Origin of the sequence: Sphingomonas sp. CCH15-F11, from assembly GCF_001557005.1 — a bacterium.
Classification (GTDB): domain Bacteria; phylum Pseudomonadota; class Alphaproteobacteria; order Sphingomonadales; family Sphingomonadaceae; genus Sphingomonas.
In genome coordinates this window covers 33,408-52,054 of record NZ_LSKG01000136.1, presented here as the reverse complement: position 1 = coordinate 52,054, position 18,647 = coordinate 33,408, and the positions used below count along the sequence as shown (strand labels likewise).

The 18,647-nt window shown below is 68.8% G+C and carries 18 protein-coding genes; 7 read left to right on the top strand and 11 right to left on the bottom strand.

From position 1 onward, the window contains the following. Positions 1 to 82: 82 nt before the first annotated feature. The 7 genes from AX709_RS13545 to AX709_RS13515 form a co-directional block, all read right to left on the bottom strand. Complete coding sequence (locus AX709_RS13545; RefSeq protein ID WP_082731785.1) at positions 83 to 763, bottom strand: peptidylprolyl isomerase; 681 nt, start codon at positions 761 to 763, stop codon at positions 83 to 85. 259 nt (positions 764 to 1,022) lie between these two features. Further along, complete coding sequence (gatB, locus tag AX709_RS13540; protein ID WP_066550085.1) at positions 1,023 to 2,516, bottom strand: Asp-tRNA(Asn)/Glu-tRNA(Gln) amidotransferase subunit GatB; 1,494 nt, start codon at positions 2,514 to 2,516, stop codon at positions 1,023 to 1,025. Further along, positions 2,513 to 2,917 (bottom strand): type II toxin-antitoxin system VapC family toxin, encoded by a 405-nt coding sequence (locus tag AX709_RS13535; protein ID WP_066550079.1) that lies wholly within the window; start codon positions 2,915 to 2,917, stop codon positions 2,513 to 2,515. Before AX709_RS13535 ends, gatB begins: the two co-directional genes overlap by 4 nt. After that, a complete protein-coding gene (locus tag AX709_RS19210) occupies positions 2,914 to 3,198 on the bottom strand; it encodes an AbrB/MazE/SpoVT family DNA-binding domain-containing protein (protein ID WP_066550078.1) in 285 nt (94 codons plus the stop codon). The genes AX709_RS13535 and AX709_RS19210 overlap by 4 nt, the downstream gene beginning before the upstream one ends. A 33-nt stretch (positions 3,199 to 3,231) precedes the next feature. Then, positions 3,232 to 4,716 carry an Asp-tRNA(Asn)/Glu-tRNA(Gln) amidotransferase subunit GatA gene (gene gatA, locus AX709_RS13525; protein ID WP_066550076.1) on the bottom strand — a complete coding sequence of 495 codons (1,485 nt, stop codon included), beginning with the start codon at positions 4,714 to 4,716 and terminating at the stop codon, positions 3,232 to 3,234. After that, on the bottom strand, positions 4,713 to 5,000 hold the full coding sequence (gatC, locus tag AX709_RS13520; protein ID WP_066550074.1) for an Asp-tRNA(Asn)/Glu-tRNA(Gln) amidotransferase subunit GatC: 288 nt from the start codon (positions 4,998 to 5,000) through the stop codon (positions 4,713 to 4,715). Before gatC ends, gatA begins: the two co-directional genes overlap by 4 nt. A gap of 48 nt (positions 5,001 to 5,048) precedes the next feature. Further along, the gene (locus tag AX709_RS13515) at positions 5,049 to 6,785 is read right to left on the bottom strand and encodes a DUF4153 domain-containing protein (protein WP_066550071.1); all 1,737 of its coding nucleotides are present in this window, start codon (positions 6,783 to 6,785) and stop codon (positions 5,049 to 5,051) included. Between the two features lie 136 nt (positions 6,786 to 6,921). Here AX709_RS13515 and AX709_RS13510 point away from each other — a divergent pair, with 136 nt between their 5' ends. The 4 genes from AX709_RS13510 to AX709_RS13495 all read left to right on the top strand — a co-directional run bounded on the left by AX709_RS13510 (position 6,922) and on the right by AX709_RS13495 (position 11,011). Further along, positions 6,922 to 8,025 (top strand): DUF3089 domain-containing protein, encoded by a 1,104-nt coding sequence (locus AX709_RS13510; protein ID WP_066477619.1) that lies wholly within the window; start codon positions 6,922 to 6,924, stop codon positions 8,023 to 8,025. Further along, the gene (gene ruvX, locus AX709_RS13505; protein WP_066477585.1) at positions 8,022 to 8,498 is read left to right on the top strand and encodes a Holliday junction resolvase RuvX; all 477 of its coding nucleotides are present in this window, start codon (positions 8,022 to 8,024) and stop codon (positions 8,496 to 8,498) included. Before AX709_RS13510 ends, ruvX begins: the two co-directional genes overlap by 4 nt. A 174-nt stretch (positions 8,499 to 8,672) precedes the next feature. After that, the gene (locus AX709_RS13500) at positions 8,673 to 9,662 is read left to right on the top strand and encodes an aspartate carbamoyltransferase catalytic subunit (RefSeq protein WP_066477615.1); all 990 of its coding nucleotides are present in this window, start codon (positions 8,673 to 8,675) and stop codon (positions 9,660 to 9,662) included. Between the two features lie 176 nt (positions 9,663 to 9,838). Next, entirely contained in the window at positions 9,839 to 11,011 is a 1,173-nt protein-coding gene (locus AX709_RS13495; protein WP_082731783.1) for a dihydroorotase, read from the top strand. Positions 11,012 to 11,068: 57 nt separating this feature from the next. Here AX709_RS13495 and AX709_RS13490 read toward each other — a convergent pair whose 3' ends face one another. Genes AX709_RS13490 through AX709_RS13480 form a run of 3 tightly spaced genes read right to left on the bottom strand, consistent with a single transcriptional unit; the run spans position 11,069 to position 13,824 of the window. Beyond that, the gene (locus tag AX709_RS13490) at positions 11,069 to 12,439 is read right to left on the bottom strand and encodes an SPOR domain-containing protein (protein ID WP_066550065.1); all 1,371 of its coding nucleotides are present in this window, start codon (positions 12,437 to 12,439) and stop codon (positions 11,069 to 11,071) included. After that, positions 12,436 to 13,095 carry a hypothetical protein gene (locus tag AX709_RS13485; protein WP_066477614.1) on the bottom strand — a complete coding sequence of 220 codons (660 nt, stop codon included), beginning with the start codon at positions 13,093 to 13,095 and terminating at the stop codon, positions 12,436 to 12,438. The genes AX709_RS13490 and AX709_RS13485 overlap by 4 nt, the downstream gene beginning before the upstream one ends. A 12-nt stretch (positions 13,096 to 13,107) precedes the next feature. Further along, positions 13,108 to 13,824 carry a ParA family protein gene (locus AX709_RS13480; protein ID WP_066477579.1) on the bottom strand — a complete coding sequence of 239 codons (717 nt, stop codon included), beginning with the start codon at positions 13,822 to 13,824 and terminating at the stop codon, positions 13,108 to 13,110. Positions 13,825 to 13,946: 122 nt separating this feature from the next. Here AX709_RS13480 and AX709_RS13475 point away from each other — a divergent pair, with 122 nt between their 5' ends. After that, positions 13,947 to 14,906, top strand: coding sequence for an SPOR domain-containing protein (locus AX709_RS13475; RefSeq protein WP_066550063.1), 960 nt, complete (start codon positions 13,947 to 13,949; stop codon positions 14,904 to 14,906). A 7-nt stretch (positions 14,907 to 14,913) separates the two neighbouring features. On the opposite strand, the gene serB is transcribed toward AX709_RS13475, so the two are convergent. Continuing rightward, positions 14,914 to 15,792 carry a phosphoserine phosphatase SerB gene (gene serB / locus AX709_RS13470; RefSeq protein ID WP_066477573.1) on the bottom strand — a complete coding sequence of 293 codons (879 nt, stop codon included), beginning with the start codon at positions 15,790 to 15,792 and terminating at the stop codon, positions 14,914 to 14,916. Between serB and miaA the strand changes: the two genes are divergently transcribed. Continuing rightward, positions 15,785 to 16,723: a tRNA (adenosine(37)-N6)-dimethylallyltransferase MiaA gene (miaA, locus tag AX709_RS13465; RefSeq protein ID WP_066550062.1), complete on the top strand. Its 939-nt coding sequence runs from the start codon at positions 15,785 to 15,787 to the stop codon at positions 16,721 to 16,723. The two genes, serB and miaA, sit on opposite strands and share 8 nt — an antisense overlap. 96 nt (positions 16,724 to 16,819) lie before the next feature. Next, the gene (locus AX709_RS13460; RefSeq protein WP_066550061.1) at positions 16,820 to 18,565 is read left to right on the top strand and encodes an acetolactate synthase 3 large subunit; all 1,746 of its coding nucleotides are present in this window, start codon (positions 16,820 to 16,822) and stop codon (positions 18,563 to 18,565) included. Positions 18,566 to 18,647 lie beyond the last annotated feature (82 nt).

The following is an 18,647-nucleotide window of genomic DNA, read 5'->3' as shown; positions in this document are numbered from 1 at the left end:
AGATTCGTCCGCCCAGCCCCGACATCGATGTGCCCGACCCCGCGCCGACGATTCCAGGCCCGGCACCGGGCCAGCCGATCGCCTAGCGCGCGGGCGCGCTGACCGGCGTTGCAAGGCGGACCGCGCGGATGATCCGCACCGGATCGCCGGGCATCTCGCCCTTGAACGCGCCGCGGCTGTTCTTTTCGGGATCGACCGGGGTGTCGAGGATGCGGACCAGCACCTCGCGCCCCTCGACCACGCGGCCGAAGGCGGCATAGCCGAGATTGTCGGCGGGCGCGCCATTGCCGGCGTCGAGCCCGCGTCGCTGGTCGCCGACCATGATCGTGAACTCGCCCCGCGCCGTGCCCGGCTCCAGCCGCGCGACCGACAGCACGCCGTCGGTGTGGCTGAGGCCCGTCTGCGTCGTCGGCTCATGTTTGATCGGCGGCAGCACGCGTTTTGGGTCACCCTGCGGCCCGAACTGGACGAAGCCGAACTGGTCCTGCACCTTGACGACGCGATAGAAGACAACGCCGTCCAGCCGCTTCTGCGCGACATATTTCAGGAAATCGCCCGCCGTGATCGGCGCGTGCACCACGTCCGCCTCGACGGTCATCGTGCCGACGCTGGTTTCGATGAGGACGCGGGGCAAGGGCGCCGCCGGGGGCGTCGGCGCGTCCTGTGCGAGCGCGAAGGCACAGCCGAAAAGCGACGCGAACGTGGCGAAAGCGACGAGGGCGCGGCGGCGAAGTTGCGGAAGTTGCGGGCTGTGGCGAGTCATTTCCGGGCTCCGGGATCGGGTTAGGCAGAATGTCATGCAAATCGCGGTCCCAAGCCTAGCCACGTCACCGGCTTGAAGGACAGTGCAAAACATCAGCCCACCGCGCAGTCGGCGCAGTGGACCCCGGCACAAGGCCGGGGTGACGGTGAAGGGAGGTTACCAAAGCTCGTCCGTCACGCCGGACTTGTTCCGGCATCCACCGGGCAGCACGCCCAACCCTTCAACCTTCGCAAGCGACCCGAGGGGCCGGGGCTCACGCTCAGCCGTCCAGCGCCTTCTTCAGTAACTCATTCACCACCGCGGGATTGGCCTTGCCCGCCATCGCCTTCATCGTCTGGCCGACGAAGAAGCCGAACAATTTGTCCTTGCCGCCGCGATATTCGGCGACCTTGTCGGCATTGGCGGCCATCACCTTGGCGATTTCCGCCTCGATCGCGCCCGTGTCGCTGGTCTGCTTGAGGCCACGCTCCTCGACGAGCGCACCCGCCCCCTGCCCGGTTTCGAGCATGAGCTCGAACACCTGTTTGCCGAGCGTGTTGGAGAGCGTGCCATCAGCAATCAGCGCGAGCAATTCGGCGGCTTGTGATGGACTTACCGGACTTTCCTCAATATCCTTGCCAAGCCGGTTGAGGGCACCGAACAGCTCGGCGCCCACCCAGTTCGCGGCCTGAACCGGCTTGGCCCCGGCATCGAGCAGCGCGTCGAACCAGCGGGCGGTCTCGACATCGGCGGTCAGCACCGCGGCGTTGTAGGGCGTGATGCCCAGCCCTTCGTAGCGCGCACGCTTGGCATCGGGCAGTTCGGGAAGCGACGCGCGGCATTCCGCGATGAACGCATCGTCGAGTTCGAGCGGCAGCAGGTCGGGATCGGGGAAATAGCGATAGTCGTGCGCGTCCTCCTTCGACCGCATCGACCGGGTCGTTCCCTTGTCGGGATCGAACAGCCGGGTTTCCTGGACGATCGTGCCGCCCGATTCGAGCACGTCGACCTGGCGGCGCGCCTCATGCTCGATCGCCTGCATGACGAAACGGACCGAGTTGACGTTCTTGGTCTCGGTGCGCGTGCCCAACGGATCGCCGGGCTTGCGCACGCTGACATTGACGTCGGCGCGCATCGACCCCTGGTCCATATTGCCGTCGCACGAGCCGACATAGCGCAGGATCGAGCGGAGCTTGGAAAGATAGGCGCCCGCCTCCGCCGGCGACGCCATGTCGGGGCGGCTGACGATTTCCATCAGCGCGACGCCCGAGCGGTTCAAGTCGACATAGGAGCGGGTCGGATGCTGATCGTGCATCAGCTTGCCGGCATCCTGCTCGACATGGATGCGCTCGATGCCGATGCGCTTGGGCGCGGCGATCCCGGCCTTTTCATCCGCGTCGATGGTCAGCGCACCCTCGCCGACCAGCGGGTGATAGAGCTGGCTGATCTGATATCCCTGGGGCAGATCGGCGTAGAAATAATTCTTGCGGTCGAAACGCGACCATATGTTGATCTGCGCATCGATGGCGAGGCCGGTGCGCACCGCCTGGCGGATGCATTCGCGATTGGGCACGGGCAGCATGCCAGGCATCGCCGCGTCGATCAGCGACACCTGGGTGTTCGGCTCCGCCCCGAATTCGGTCGCCGCGCCGGAAAACAGCTTGGCCTTCGACGTGACCTGGGCGTGGACCTCCAGCCCGATCACGACTTCCCAGTCGCCGGTCGCGCCGGGGATGCGGTAGTTGGAGGTGGTGGCGGTGGCGGCGTCGGTCATGGGTGGGTCTCGGGGGTGATGAGGGTCAATTCAGGGAAATAGGCGGCGAACCGCTGTCTGTCGCGGGTCAATAATGTCGCGCCAAGCGTGGCAGCGTGGGCGCCGATCAGGAAATCCGCAAGGATGCCTTCGCGCACACCGCCGGCCCGATGATAGGCGTTGTGTGCCTGCCCGGCGCGAAAGGCTGCTTTTTCATCCAGCAACTCGACAAGGACGCCCAGGGTGGCGAAGTAGTTTTGCTGCTCGGCCAATGATGCAAATTGTCGAGCAACCTCGGCTAGCACGACGTGGTTGATGACTAGATCGTCCGCGGGATCGACAATTTTCTCCTGCGACCACTCGTACCAGTCGCTTTGCGGATCAATCAGGTCGATGAAAATGTTGCTGTCGACGAAAATCATTTTCCGCCCGGGATCGGCACGGGTTCGCGAATCAGCGCCATATACGCATCGGTCGTCATATCCATTGGCAGCGCATAACGCCGCGCTTGGTCGATCCGCTTCAGCATATCGTCGCGTCGCGATGCGCGATCCACATGGCTCTCCTCGCCCTTGCGCACGGCGATGTAATCGCCTTCGTTCACGAATGCGACAGGGTCACCAGGCTTCAGGCCAAGCTTGTCACGCACGTCTTTAGGGATCGTGACTTGCCCCTTGACGGTCAGGCGACTGTGCTTGGTCATGCGGAAAGTAATACCTTATCCGGTAATACCCGTCTACCACCACGCGTCCGGCCGCGCGACGAAGCCCGCGCGTTGTTCGATCGCAAGACCGGCGTTGAGCACCCCCTGTTCGTCAAGCGGCTTGCCGATGATCTGCAGGCCCAGCGGGAGCCCGGCCTCGTCCAGCCCGGCCGGCACGCTCATCGCCGGCAGGCCGGCGAGCGAGGACGGGACAGTGAAGACGTCGTTCAGATACATGGCGATCGGATCGGCGGACTTTTCCCCCAACGCAAAGGCCGATGACGGCGCAGTCGGGGTGAGCAGCAGGTCGCACTGGTCCCACACGCGCTCGAAATCGCGGGCGATCAGCGCGCGGACCTTTTGCGCCTGGGTGTAATAGGCGTCGTAGAAGCCGGCCGAGAGCACATAGGTGCCGATCATGATGCGCCGCTTGACCTCATCGCCGAAGCCGGCGGCGCGGGTGGCGGCATACATGTCCTGCAACCCCGCGCCATCGGGCAGGTCGCGCTGGCCATAGCGCACCCCGTCATAACGGGCGAGGTTGGACGACGCCTCCGCCGGCGCGATGATGTAGTAAGCCGGCAGCGCGTAGCGGGTGTGGGGCAGCGAAACCTCGACGATCTCGGCTCCGGCATCGCGGGCATAGGCGATGCCCTGCTGCCACAAGGCGTCGATCGCGGCGGGCATGCCGTCGACGCGATACTCCTTCGGGATGCCGATGCGCTTGCCCGCCAGGCTGGGCGACAGCGCGGCCTCCCAGTCGGGCACGGCGACGTCGAGCGAAGTCGCGTCGCGCGGATCGAACCCTGCCATTTCCCTGAGCAGGATCGCGCAGTCGCGGACATCGCGCGCCATCGGTCCCGCCTGGTCGAGCGAGGAGGCAAAGGCGATGATGCCGAAGCGCGAGCAGCGGCCATAGGTCGGCTTGATCCCCGCAATGCCGGTGAACGCGGCCGGCTGGCGGATCGAGCCGCCGGTGTCGGTGCCGGTGGCGCCGGGGCACAGCCGCGCCGCAATCGCCGCCGAGCTGCCGCCCGACGATCCGCCGGGGGTCAGCGGGGCATTGCCGCCGTCCTTGCGTCGCCAGGGGCTGACCACATTGCCGAACGCGCTGGTTTCGTTGGACGAACCCATCGCGAACTGGTCCATGTTGAGCTTGCCCAGCATGCCCGCGCCGGCATCCCACAATTTCTGGCTGACCGTCGATTCATAGGTCGGCCTGAAGCCTTCGAGGATGTGGCTGGCCGCGGTCGAGGTCACGCCCCTGGTGCAGAACAGGTCCTTCATCCCGATCGGCACGCCGGCCAGCGGCTTCAGCACTTCACCGGCTGCGCGCGCGGTATCGGCTTCGCGGGCGGCGGCAAGCGCATGGTCGGGGGTTTCGACGAGGAAGGCGTTGAGCGGCTTGGCCTTGCTGACCTTGACGATGAACTGGTCGGCGACTTCGCGCGCGCTGAAATTGCCCAGGCGGATGCCGTCGCGCAGCGCCGCGATGCCGAGATCGGTGAGGTCGGTCATTCGATCACCTTCGGCACTGCGAAGAAGCCGTGTTCGGCCTGAGGCGCGTTGGCGAGCACCGCGTCGCGGCAATCACCGTCGGTGACGACATCGTCGCGCAGGCGCAGCGTGTTGGGGATGACCGCGGTCATCGGTTCGATGCCGGTGCAGTCGACTTCGCTCAGCTGCTCGATCCAGCCCAGGATGTTGGCGAGTTCGGGCGCGAGGCGCGCGGCTTCGTCGTCGCTGATCGCGATGCGGGCGAGCCCGGCGACCCGTTTGACGGTGGAGATATCTACGGACATGGCCCGAGCGGCTAGCACCGGCCGCGGGGGCGGCGCAACGCCAAAGCGTCACTCGAACGCGGCACCGACCGGCTGGTCGCCGATGAAGAGCTGGCGACGCTCGACCCGGCGGACTTCCAGCCGCCCGGCGCGATAGTCGCGGGCGAGGCTGCCGGGCGCGGCACCGGCGCCGGCGACGGGGCGGATCGGCGCGACCGCCCAGCCGCCGGGAGTGCGTTCCAGCCGCGTCGCGTCGCACGCCGCAATGGTCGCGGGCCCCGAGATGCAGCCGTCGGGGAGGACCAGCGCCTCGCGCGGTGAGACGAACAGCACGGTGCAGCGCGCGGTGTCGAAGCCGCAGTCGCCGATATCGGCCAGGCGATCGCGCAACCCGTCGGGCAGCGCAGTCCCGGCGGGCAGGACTCGCACCCGGCGAGCCATCGACGCGGTGCTCGCGCGACGCTGCGCGTCCTGAGCCGCCGCGTAGCGGCTGCTCTGGCCCAGCGCGGCCGCGGCCCGCGCCGCCAGCGCCTTGTCGGGTCCCCTGGCCAGCCGTTCGAGCGCATGACGGCCCGGCGCGCCGAAATCGAAGCGCAGCGCCGTCCAGTCGAACTGGTCCGCGCGCACCCTGCCCGATTCCAGCCGGGCGATCTGGTCGCGCGTCGCGATCGCGTTGAAGCCGGCCAGCGGGGTCGCGAGCAGCAGCGCGAACAGCGCAGTGCCGATCGCCAGGCGCAGATTGGCGTGGCGCAACGCCGCAATCCATGCCGCGCGCCGCCGGACCAGCGTGACGAGATAGGCCAGGCCGTACGCACTGGCGAGCGCGGCGAAGCTGATCGCCCACAGCCGGTCGGGCGTGATGCCATATTGATGGACGCGCAGGCCGATCGCGAAGGCGGCGAGCAGCGCCAGCGGCAGCATGACGATGCCGAGCGCAATCGCGCCGAACCGCAGCGCGCGGTTGCGCGCTTGCTCCTCCGGCGCGTTGCCGATCACCGCATTGACCAGCATCAGCGCCGCGACGGCACAGGCAAGCAGCAAGGTTGCCGCCGATCCCCAGGCTTCCCACAACGCATCGACGCCCGTGAAGGGCAGCGCGCCCAGGAAAATGAGCAACGCCGCGCCCAACGCTGGGGCCAGCACCGCCAGCACGTTGCGCACCACCGCCTGGAGCAGGCGCACCACCCGATCCTGGTCGCGCAACAGCCCCAGCCCCGCGCCGAACGCGCCGCCGACCAGCGCAGCCACGACCGCGTTGTCGCGCAGCCAATCGCGCAGCAGATCGATGCCGATCAGGTGGAACAGCTCGCTGACCACCAGCAACAGCAGGAATGCGATGCCGACAAACACCCAGCTGCCGGCGAACAGCACCGCGTTGGTCCAGGCGTGATCGTGGACCGACTGGACGGCAATCGACGGCCACCCGCGCCCCTGCCGCGTGCTTGCCTGAAACAGCGGCGCGGCGATGCCGATCGCCAGCGCCCCGCTGACCATCCGCCAGCCTTCGCTCGCGCTCCAGCTCTCGGTCGGGCCGTTCAATGCGGCGATCAGGCCGGCGATGACGCCGCACCCCAGGCCGAACAGCAATGACGCAACGCCGCTCGGTCGATCGATCGTGAAGCCGATGACAGCGGCAGCAACCACAACAAAGCTGACCCAGCCGATCGCGACGGCACCGGGGTTTTGGCCTGAGGCCTCAACGATGCGATGCGCGGTCAGGCCGGTCGCCAGCCCCAGCCCGGCAAGCAACGGCGTGCGCGCCGGCCATGCCGGCGTCGATTGCGCGGATCGATCGGCTTCGTTCATCCCCTCCGCTCCCTCCTTACCCGATGTGCCGGCGACCAAAGTCGGTCTGGACAGTTGCATGACCAGCAACCATCAGTCGCGCAACCGCAATTGCCCCGGCAGCACCGATGCTGCATTGCACAATGGAGAAGCCGGCTTGGCTCGCAAATTCCTCTACGTGGTCGCCATCCTGATCGTGCTGACGCTCGCCGCCGCCTTTGCCTATCGCCTGTTCGGGGTCCAGCTGACGCGTTTCGCGCTGGTTCCCTCGGCCCGGTTCGAGGCGCTGCCGCGCGTCGAGACCAACGCCTATGCCGATGCCCGCCTGTGGATCGCGCGACCGGACCAGCCGGGCAATCCGGCCCTGTGGACGCCCGAGGGCTATCGGCCCGCGACCGATGCGCCGGCCGCGGTCTTCTTCATCCACCCGACCTCCTATCTCGACCGCAGCCGCTGGAACGCGCCGCTCGACGACGCGCGCGCCAACGATCTGGCAGCGACGTTCCTGCGCGGCCAGGCGAGCGCGTTCAATGCCGCCGGTGCGATCTGGGCGCCGCGCTATCGCCAGGCGACGTTCGGCGCATTCCTGACCAGCGCGGCGGACGCGCAGGCGGCGCTCGACCTGGCCTATGGCGACATCGACGCGGCGTTCAGCCAGTTCGTGCGCGAAGCCGGTCCCGACCGCCCGATCATCCTGGCCGGGCATAGTCAGGGGGCGCTGCACCTGACCCGCCTGCTCAAGGACCGGGTGGCGGGCACGCCGCTCGCGCGCCGCGTGGTCGCGGCCTATGTCGTCGGCTGGCCGGTGTCGCGCACGACCGACCTGCCGGCGCTGGGGCTTGCCGAATGCCGCCGCGCCGAACAGGCCAACTGCATCCTGTCATGGCAAAGCTTCGGCGAACCGGCCGATCCGTCGCTGATCCTCGACACCTTCGATGCGACGACGGGCTTTGACGGCCAGCCGCGCCGGGGCACGCCGATGATCTGCACCAACCCGATCACGGGAAATGCCGGGGATGCCGCGCCCGCCAACGCCAATCTGGGCACGCTGTTCGCCTCCGACGACCTGAAGAGTGCGACGATCGCGCCGGGGCGCGTGCCCGCGCGCTGCGCCGAGCGCGGCGTCCTGCTGATCGGGGAGCCGCCGGAACTGGGCCCCTATGTGCTGCCCGGCAACAATTATCATGTGTTCGACTACAGCCTGTTCTGGGCGAATGTCCGCGCCGATGCCGACCGGCGGCTGAAGGTGTTTGCGCGATGACACCGACGACCGATCGCGCCGCGTTCCTGGCGGCGCTGCCCGACGGGGGCCGGCTGATCGGGCTGGACGTGGGCAGCCGGACGATCGGGACGGCGCTGTGCGACGCGGGCTGGAGCTTCGCCAGCCCCGCCGAGCTGATCCGCCGGACCAAGTACACCGCCGACCAGGCGGCGATTGCGCGGATCATCGCCGCACAGTCGGTCAAGGGCATCGTCATCGGCCTGCCGCTCAACCTCGACGGCAGCGAATCGCCGCGCAGCCAGTCGACACGGGCGTTCGCGCGCAACCTCGCCGCGCTTGGCCTTCCCATCCTGCTGTGCGACGAACGCTGGTCGACGGTCGCGGTCGAGCGCGCGATGATCGAACAGGACATGAGCCGCGCCAAGCGCGCCGAGCGCGTCGACAACCACGCCGCCGCCTATATCCTGCAGGGTGCGATCGACGGGCTGGCCAGCGGCTCGCTTGACCGCTGAGGCATGGGGCCATCGTCGGAATCAAAGCTCGTCACCCCGGCCTTGCGCCGGGGTCCCGCTGCCTGATCCGGCGCAACGAACAGTGGGAACCCGGGTCGACCCCGGGGTGACATCACGCGTGGGGCGGCCGCGGCCGCTTTACTTGCGGGTGCCATCGGCTAGATGACCGCCCTGATGCAGCATTCCGATCATCGCCCCGGCACGGTCCTGAACGGCAGCGCGGCGTTCCCGCACCGGCATCTGACGGGCATCCAGGGTCTGCAGCCGCACGAGATCATGTTCCTGCTCGACGAGGCCGAACAATGGGTCGAGGCGAACCGCGCGCGCGCGGCATCCGACCGGCGGCTCGACGGCATCACCCAGATCAACGCGTTCTTCGAAAACTCGACGCGCACGCTCCTGTCCTTCGAGATCGCGGGCAAGCGGCTGGGCGCCGACGTCGTCAACATGCACGCCGCGCAGTCGAGCGTGAAGAAGGGCGAAACGCTGATCGACACCGCGGTCACGCTCAACGCGATGCGCGCCGACGTGATCGTCATCCGCCACGGCAGTTCGGGCGCGGTGCAGCTGATCGCGGACAAGGTCGACTGCCCCGTGCTCAACGCAGGCGACGGCTGGCACGAGCACCCAACCCAGGCGCTGCTCGATGCCCTGACCATCCGGCGGCGCAAGGGATCGATCGCGGGACAGCGCGTCGTGATCTGCGGCGATATCCGCCACAGCCGCGTCGCGCGCTCCAACATCCTGGCGCTGACCGCGCTCGCCGCCGACGTCCATGTCGTCGCGCCGTCGACGCTGATGCCTGAGGGAGTGGCGCGCATGGGAGTGACGGCGCACCATGATTTCGACGCCGCGCTCGACGGGGCGGACGTGGTGATGATGCTGCGCCTGCAGAACGAGCGGATGAACGGCGGGTTCGTGCCGTCGACGCGCGAGTTCCATTTCCGCTACGGCCTGACCCCGGCACGGCTGGCGCGCGCGCGGCCCGATGCGCTGGTCATGCATCCGGGTCCGATGAACCGCGGGGTCGAGATCGATTCGAGCGTCGCCGACGACGCGTCGCGATCGGCGATCACCCAGCAGGTCGAAATGGGGGTGGCGGTGCGCATGGCGTGCCTGGACGTGCTGACCCGCCGCGCGCGCGGCGTGGAGGGCTGGGCATGAGCGCGGTTCGCTTTACGAATGCCACACTGGTTTGTCCCGACGGCGGGGTGCACGCGGGTGAGCTGGTAGTCCAGGAAGACATGATCCTGAAGACCCCGTTCGTTTCGAGCCCTTCGACTGCCCGCAGGGCGGGCGCTCAGGATAAACTTCCGCCGGAGGCGGAAGTCGAAAAACGTATGCCCGGCTCAGGTTTCTCGACTTCGCTCGAAACCAACGGCTCTTTTGAGGCTGGAAAGGCTGAAGCCGAAACCATCGACTGCCGGGGCAAGCTGCTCGCGCCCGCGATCGTCGATCTGGGCGTGTTCGCGATCGACAAGGCGGCGTTCCGCGCCGGCGGGATCGTGCGCGTCGGCTTGATGCCCGACCAGTCGCCGGTGCTCGACGATCCCGGCATCATCCAGCGCGGCGCGGCGATGGGCAAGCCGGAGATCTGGGTTCACCCGATCGCGGCGGCGACGCGTGGACTGAACGGCACCGACCTCGCCGAAATTGCGATCAATGCAGATGCGGGCGCGCGCGCGGTCGCGACCGGGCGGCGCTGGATCGCGGATGCGGGCGTCATGCGCCGCGTGCTCGGCTATGCCCGCGACGTCGGGCTGACCGTGATCGCGCATGCCGAGGATGGCGGGCTGGCCGGTGCAGCCGTGGCGACGGCGGGCGAGACGGCGACCCGTCTGGGCCTGCCCGCCGCGCCCGCGATCGCCGAGGCGCTGGCGATCGCCCGCGACCTGATGCTGGCGGAGGAAACCGGGGCGCGCATCCATTTCCGCCAGGTCACGACCGCGCGCGGGTTCGATCTGATCCGCGCGGCACGGGCGCGCGGCATCGCGGTCACCTGTGGCATCACGCCCGCGCACCTGCTGCTGTCCGACATCGCGATGAGCGATTTCCGCACCTTCACGCATCTGTCGCCGCCGCTGCGCGACGAGAACGACCGGCAGGCGGCGATTGCCGCGCTGGCCGACGGGACGATCGACGTGCTGACATCAGGCCACGACCCGCGCGGGCCGGAGCAGAAGCGGCTGCCATTCGCGGATTCGGCCGAAGGTGCGGCGGGGGCGGAAACGCTACTCGCGCTGGGCCTGGGCTTCGTGCGCGACGGCGTGATCACGATGGAGCGGCTGTTCGCGCTGCTGGCGCGCAATCCCGCGCGCATCCTGGGGCTCGACACCGGCACGCTCGCCCCCGGCCAGCCCGCGGACCTCATTCTGGTCGATCCCGACGCGCCGTGGCTGATCGACGCCGACCAGATGGTCGCCAAGGCAGGCAACACGCCCTTCGACGGCCTGCCCGTCCAGGGTCGCGTGCTCAGGGTAATGAAGGGCGGCGCGTTCGACGCGCGCGGCTAGCGAAAAGCCAGCGCGCAAGATCGCGACGAGCCGGCGGCTGGCCGGCCCGCCGATTCGTCATCCCCGCCTGGCGAGCGCGAAGCCCTTGTGCCAGCTCGCGACCTTTTCGCCGGTGGTGCCGCGCACGAAGCAGCGGTCGCCCCGCGCCCGGATCGTCCGGCACAGCGCGTCGGCATCGCCGCGCGTGAAGCCGCCGACCGACAGGCGATAGAAGCTGGTGCCGTTCAGTTCGACCTGATGTTCATGCGGGGTCAGCTTGCCCAGCGCGGCGTGGCGCCGGTTCATCCGCCGCCACGCATCCTGCGCGACCGCGGCGTTGTCGAACGCGCCGAGCTGAACATAGAAAGTGCCCGAGGCGAAGCTGCGCGGCGCGGCCGGCTTGGCGGCCATCGCGCCGACCGACAGCACTGGCTTGGCCGGAGCAGCGACGCGCGCGGGGCGGACATTGGCGACGGGCTTGATCGTCTGGACGACCTCCTGACGCGGCGCGAAGACGATCGCGGGCTGGTCCGAGACCGCAGCCGCAGTGCCGGTTTCGACCGGCGCAGGCTCCGCGACCGGCGCGACCGGCGCGACCGCAACCGCGACCGGTGCGATGTCGACGGGCGCGGCATCGACCGGCGCCGGCGCTTCGGCAGCGACTTCGTCGGCCGGCATGGTGACGGCCAGTGCGGGTCCGCTCGTCACCAGCGCAAGCTGGACCGGCTGGCCCTGGTCCGCCGCGGGGGTGACGCCGAGCAGCGTCGCGACCTGGTCCGCCGCGGTCTGGGGACGCGCGAAGCTGGCCCATTCGAGCATGCGCTTGTCGAGTTCGCCGGGCAGCACATCGAACGCCGCGACCGCGCGGGCCTCGGCCCAGCGGCCGGCGAGCGCGAGCGACAGCGCGAGATTCTGGCGCACCTTCGCATCGGCGTCGGGCGCGCGCGCGGCTTCGCCCAGAATGGCGATGGCGGTGCCGGGATCGCCGGCGAGCGCGAGCGCGAGGCCCCGGTCGGTCGGCGAGATCAGCGTCGCGTGCGTTTCCAGCGTCGACCGCGCCGCGACCCAGTCGCCGAGCGCGGTCTGCGCAAGCGCGAGGTGCAGCGCGGCGCGCCCGTTGGCGGGATCAAGCTGGACCACGTCGTTGAAGGTCTGCGCCGCCGAGGCAAAGCGCCCGCCCGACAGATAGGACTGGCCGAGCAGCATGCGATAGGCCGGGTTGGTCGGCACATAGGCGACCGCGCTTTCCGCATGGCGGATGGCCAGGTCGGTCCGGCCCTTGGCCAGCGCCTTTTCGGCCTTTTCCACCGCGACGGCGGCCATCTTCATCCGGGCCTCGGCACTCTGGTCGCTCGCCTGGGCGATGACGCCGATGCCGGTCATCACGCCGACCGGCGCAACCAGGACCAGCGCCGTCAGGGCACTGGAGAACAGCGTACGGGACTTCATGCCTTCCCCCTCGATTTGCGATCCTTGCCGGTGGGCAGTTGGTCGAGCAGCGCGTCCACTTCGGGCAGTGCCGCCAGGAATTGGTCCAGCGCCTCGGTCACCAGCTTCTGCGCCGACGCGCCGCGCACGGCGGAGGCGAGCCGCAGGCGCAGGTGCCGTTCGGCATCGAGGCGCAGCGTGAACGCCGCCTTCGCCTGCTTCGTCACCGTCTCGCGCTTGATGCGCGCGGCGGTGTTGAGCGAGACCGGCCGCAGTTCCGGCGTCGGCACCGCGGCAACTTCGGCGGGCATTTCCACCGGCACCGGGCGGGGCGCGAGCGCGCGGTCGAGCGAGGCGAATGCGGTGTCGGCGACGACGTCGTCTTCGCCGGCTTCATCGGCTGCGGCGGCGTCGAATTCGGCCTTCAGCGACGCGCGCTGGCGCAGCACCTGGGGCAGCGGCGCGGCTTCCGGATCGACCGGCGGCAGCATGTCGGGGGCGAAGGGCTGCGCGACCGGGGCGGGTTCGCCGCCCATGTCGTTCCAGCCCAGATCTTCGAGCGTGCCGTTGGCAGGAAAGCCGACAAAGCCCTGGGGACGCATGGCCGGGCGCGCCTGGCCCTTGCGGGCGAGCAGCCCGGAGGACAGCGAAGCAGCGGGTTTGGAACTACCGAACATCATCCTGACCCTTTAGCTGACCACGCGCCGGCCGAAGCCGGCGGCCTGACGGACATTGCCGAAGCCCGCGCCATGCGCGACGGGCGCGGCGAACACGGTACGGCGGAAATTCTTTTCGAGCCGGTCGGAGATGTAGCTCCACAGCGCGATCACTTCCTGCGACGACCGGCCATTGGGGTCGATTTCCATGACGGTGCGCCCGTCGATCATCGACGCGGCGAAATCGGTGCGGTGATGAATGGTGACCGGGGCGACGGTACCGTGCTGCGACAGCGCGACGGCGGCTTCCGAGGTGATCTTGGCCTTGGGCGTGGCGGCATTGACCACGAAGATCAGCGGCTTGCCGGCGCGCTCGCACAGATCGACGGTCGCGCCGACGGCGCGCAGGTCGTGCGGGCTGGGACGCGTCGGGATGACGATGAGTTCGGCGACCTGGATCACGCTCTGGATCGCCATGGTGATGGCGGGCGGCGTGTCGATCACCGCCAGGCGAAAGCCCTGTTGGCGCAGCACCTCGAGGTCGGCGGCCAGCCGCGCGACCGTGGTCTGGGCAAAGGCCGGAAATTCGGTCTCGCGCTCGTTCCACCAATCGGACAGCGAACCCTGCGGATCGATGTCGATCAGAACGACGGGCCCCGCCCCGGCCAGCTGGGCCTGAACGGCTAGATGCCCGGAAAGGGTGGTCTTGCCCGATCCCCCCTTTTGCGACGCCATCGCCAAAACTCGCATCGGAACCCCTGATATTGGCTATCCAGATGCTCGCTTGCCATGCGGGATGATAAAAAGCCGTTAATGGCGTTTGCATGCCGCTTACCAATTCTTTGCCAATGCCGGTTTATCCGGAATAAAGGATGCGCGACGGCACGGGAGCGGCAGCGATGAAGCACGGGCGGACGGCGATGCTGGCGACGGCGCTGGTCATATCGGCCATGGTGCCGGTCGCCGGACGCGCCCAGGCAGGCGGTCCCGAGGCCGTCAAGGCGGGCGTCGATGCGTGGGAGCGTGGCGATTATTCCGCAGCCGTCCAGGCGTGGCGCCCCCTGGCCGACGCCGGCGACGCGGACGCGCAGTTCAATCTGGCCCAGGCGTATAAGCTCGGCCGCGGCGTGCCCGCGGACCTGAACCAGGCGGAGGACTATTATCGCCGCGCCGCGCTGCAGGGGCATCAGAAGGCCGAGGAGATGTACGGCCTGGCGCTGCATCAGCGCGACCGCTTCGCCGACGCGGTGACCTGGCTCGACCGCGCCGCCAGCCGGGGCGAGCCGCGCGCGCAGTTCGTGCTGGGCACCATGTATTTCAACGGCGAGGGCGTGGCGAAGGACTGGGTCCGCGCCTATGCCCTGGTGCTGCGCGCGGGCGACACCAACCTGCCACAGGCCGCGACGACGCTGGATCAGATGGACCTGTATCTGTCGGTGCAGGAGCGCCAGCGCGCGCTCAAGCTCGCCGCGACATTGCCCGGCCGCGGGCCGCGCAAGGCACGCGCGATCGGTACGCCGGCGATCGGACTGGCGGCCGCGCCAAAGCCACCGGGAAAGGTCCCCGCGACCACAGCATCGGCCGCGCCGCCATCGGCGCAGGGTGCGTGGCGGGTCCAGCTCGGCGCGTTCAAGGACGCCGCCAACGCGCGCGCGTTGTGGGGCCGGCTGTCGGGGCAGGTCGCGCCATTTGCCGGCCGAACGCCCAGCTATGTCGCATCGGGCGGCGTGACCCGGCTTCAGGTCGGCCCGTTCGCCGGAGCGAGCGAGGCCGGGGCCGCGTGCACAGCGGTGAAGGCGACCGGCACCCCCTGCCTGCCCGTCAGGCCCTGAACCCGCTTCATTCCACCCATTGCGCGCGGGGCACGCCCTGCGCGTAGAGCAAGGCGGTCAGGTCGTGGTGACCGATCCGCGCATCCGCTTCGGCGGCGACCACCGGCTTGGCGTGATAGGCGATCCCCAGCCCCGCCGCGCGCAGCATCGGCAGGTCGTTCGCCCCGTCGCCGACCGCAAGCGTGGCCGGGCGATCGAGCCGTTCGGCGGCGGCGGTGTCGAGCAGCACCTGTTCCTTCACGCGCGCATCGACGATCGGGCGAAGCACCCGGCCCGTCAGCTTTGCGTCCGCGATCTCCAGCCGGTTGGCGATCACGCGGTCGAAGCCGATCGTCGCCCCGACCGGTTCGGCAAACCGCGTGAAGCCGCCGGAGACCAGCACCGTCACCGCGCCCCAGCCGCGCATCGTGCGCACCAGTTCGACCGCGCCGGGCATGACCTCCACCCGGTCGGCGAGGCATTCGTCGATCGTCCCCTCCTCGAGCCCGGCGAGCAGCGCGACGCGTGAATCGAGCGCGGCCTCGAAATCGAGTTCGCCGCGCATCGCGCGCTCGGTAACGGCGGAAATCTCCGCCTTCAGCCCCGCATAGTCGGCCAGCTCGTCGATGCATTCGACGGTGATCATCGTCGAATCCATATCGGCGACCAGCAAATGCTTGCGCCGGCCATGCGCGGGCTGAACGACGATGTCCGACCGCGCGATCGCTCCCTCCAGCGCGACGCGCGCCGCATCGGGGGCCAGCCCGAACGCGATGTCGGCGGCGATCCCGTCGTCGATCCAGCCCCAGTCGACCGGCCCGCAGCCGGCGTCGTGCAGCCGGTCGCGCAGTTCCGAAATATCGCCCGCATGAACGCCGGCCGCTGCTATCACGGTCGCGATGAACATCGCACCTTCCCTTGAACCCCCGAAAGTCGCGCTCATTGCAGGGCCGACGGCCAGCGGCAAGTCCGCGCTTGCGCTCGAACTGGCGAAATGCACCGGCGGCACGATCATCAACGCCGATTCCGCCCAGGTCTATCGCGACCTGCGCGTCCTGTCGGCGCGCCCCACCGTCGCGGAGGAGGCACAGGCCCCGCACCGGCTGTTCGGGCATGTCGACGGTGCGCAGCCCTATTCGGCGGCGCAGTGGGCCGCGGAAGCCGCCGCCGCGATCGACGCGGCGATCGCCGCCGGGTCGTTGCCGATCCTGGTCGGCGGAACGGGCATGTATCTACGCACCCTGATCGACGGCATTGCGCCGGTGCCCGACATTCCGCCCGAGCTGCGCGCCGAGGTCCGCGCGCTGCCCGTCGCGGCGGCGCATGCCGAACTGGCACGGCTCGACCCGGCGGGCGCGGCACTGCTGCGCGCGACCGACACGACCCGCGTCGCCCGCGCGCTGGAGGTGGTACGTGCGACCGGACGGCCGCTGCGTGCATGGCAGGCGGACCGGGTGGGCGGCATCGGCGGACGCGTGGCGATCGTCGCGTCGATATTGCTGCCCGAGCGCGCCTGGCTCGCCGAACGCTGCGACCGGCGGCTGGCGGCGATGTTCGACGGTGGCGCGGTCGACGAAGTGCGCGCGCTGATCGCCCGTCCCGACGTCGCCGCGAGCGCGCCGGTGCGCCGCGCGATCGGCGTGACCGAAATCGCGGAATGGCTGGCGGGGCGCATCGACCGCGCGACCGCGCTCGCCCGCGCGCAGGCCGCGACCCGCCAATATGCCAAGCGCCAATATACCTGGTTCCGCCACCAGCCGCCGCCTGAGTGGCCGCGCATCTCGCACGTAGATCCGACAATGTCGCGGATCGAATTTGAAAGAAGATTACAAATTTAACGGTTGACGCGCATTTTTAATGCGGTTAGCAGCGCCGCTCACTTTTGTGCTAAACGCGCCGGCAAGGCGGTTTTGCCCGGTTATTGGAGACCCGACGTGGCGGAGAAGAGCGGAGCCGACATCCTGATCGAGGCGTTGTGCGACCTCGGTGTGGAGGTCGTGTTCGGCTATCCCGGCGGCGCGGTGCTCCCGATCTACGATGCGCTGTTCAAGCAGAAGCGGATCCGCCACATCCTGGTCCGTCACGAACAGGCCGCGACCCATGCCGCGGAGGGCTATGCGCGGTCGACCGGCAAGCCCGGCGTCGTGCTGGTCACCTCCGGCCCCGGCGCCACCAATGCGGTCACCGGCATCACCGACGCGCTGATGGATTCGATCCCGATGGTCGTCATCACGGGACAGGTCCCGACGACGCTGATCGGCACCGATGCATTTCAGGAGGCCGACACGGTCGGCATCACCCGCCACTGCACCAAGCATAATTACCTGGTGAAGGATCCGGCGCGGCTGGGCGACGTGATCCACGAGGCGTTCCACATCGCGACCTCGGGCCGTCCCGGCCCGGTGGTGGTCGACATCCCCAAGGACGTCCAGGTCGCGACCGCGCGCTATGCCAAGCCCGGACCGATCCAGCACAAGACCTATCGCCCGCAGGTGAAGGCGGACCGCGCCGCGATCGAGGCGGCGGTGGAGATGATCGCGGCGGCCGAGCGCCCGATCCTCTACACCGGCGGCGGCATCATCAATTCCGGGCCGGGGGCGTCGCAACTGCTGCGCGAGCTCGCCCGGATCACCGGCGCGCCGGTCACCTCCACGCTGATGGGGCTGGGTGCCCTCCCCGCTTCCTCGCCGCAATGGCTGGGGATGCTGGGGATGCACGGCACCTATGAAGCCAATATGGCGATGAACAAGGCTGACCTGATCGTCGCGCTCGGCAGCCGCTTCGACGATCGCGTTACCGGGCGGCTGGATGCGTTCAGCCCGCACAGCCGCAAGATCCACATCGATATCGACCGCTCGTCGATCAACAAGGTGGTGCGCGTCGACCTGGCCGTCGTCGCCGATGTCGGCCACGCGCTGGAGGACATGGTCCGCATCTGGAAAACGCGGCAGTTGCCCAAGCCCGATCTGGCCGAATGGTGGGCGCGGATCGACGGCTGGCGCGCCAAACGCTGCCTGGAATTCGATGAGCGCGGGACCGATATCATGCCGCAGCGCGCGATCCGGGCGCTGTGGGAAGCGACCCGCCACCGCGACCCGATCATCACTACCGAAGTCGGCCAGCACCAGATGTGGGCGGCACAGCATTTCCATTTCGAACAGCCCAACAAATGGCTGACCAGCGGCGGCCTGGGCACGATGGGCTATGGCCTGCCCGCCGCGATCGGCGCGCAGCTGGGCAACCCGAATGCGCTGGTCATCGACATCGCCGGCGAAGCGTCGATCCAGATGAACATCCAGGAACTGGCGACGGCGACGCAATATCGCCTGCCCGTCAAGATCTTCATCCTCAACAACGAATATATGGGGATGGTCCGCCAGTGGCAGGAGCTGACCTATCAGTCGCGCTATGCCGAGAGCTATTCGGACAGCCTGCCCGATTTCGTGAAGCTGGGCGAGGCTTATGGCTGGAAGGGCATCCTGATCGAACGACGCGACCAGCTTGACGCGGGGATCGCCGACATGCTGGCGCATGACGGCCCGGTGATCGTCGATTGCCGGGTGGCGAAGCTCGCCAACTGCTTCCCGATGATTCCCAGCGGCGCGGCGCACACCGACATGCTGCTGGGTGCCGCCCAAGTCTCGGGCGAAATGGACGACGAAGCCAAGGCGCTGGTGTAATGATGGATTGGATGGACAGGTCCTCCCCGAGCTTGCTCGGGGAGGGGGACCGCTCGCAGAGCGGTGGAGGGGCCGCGAGCGC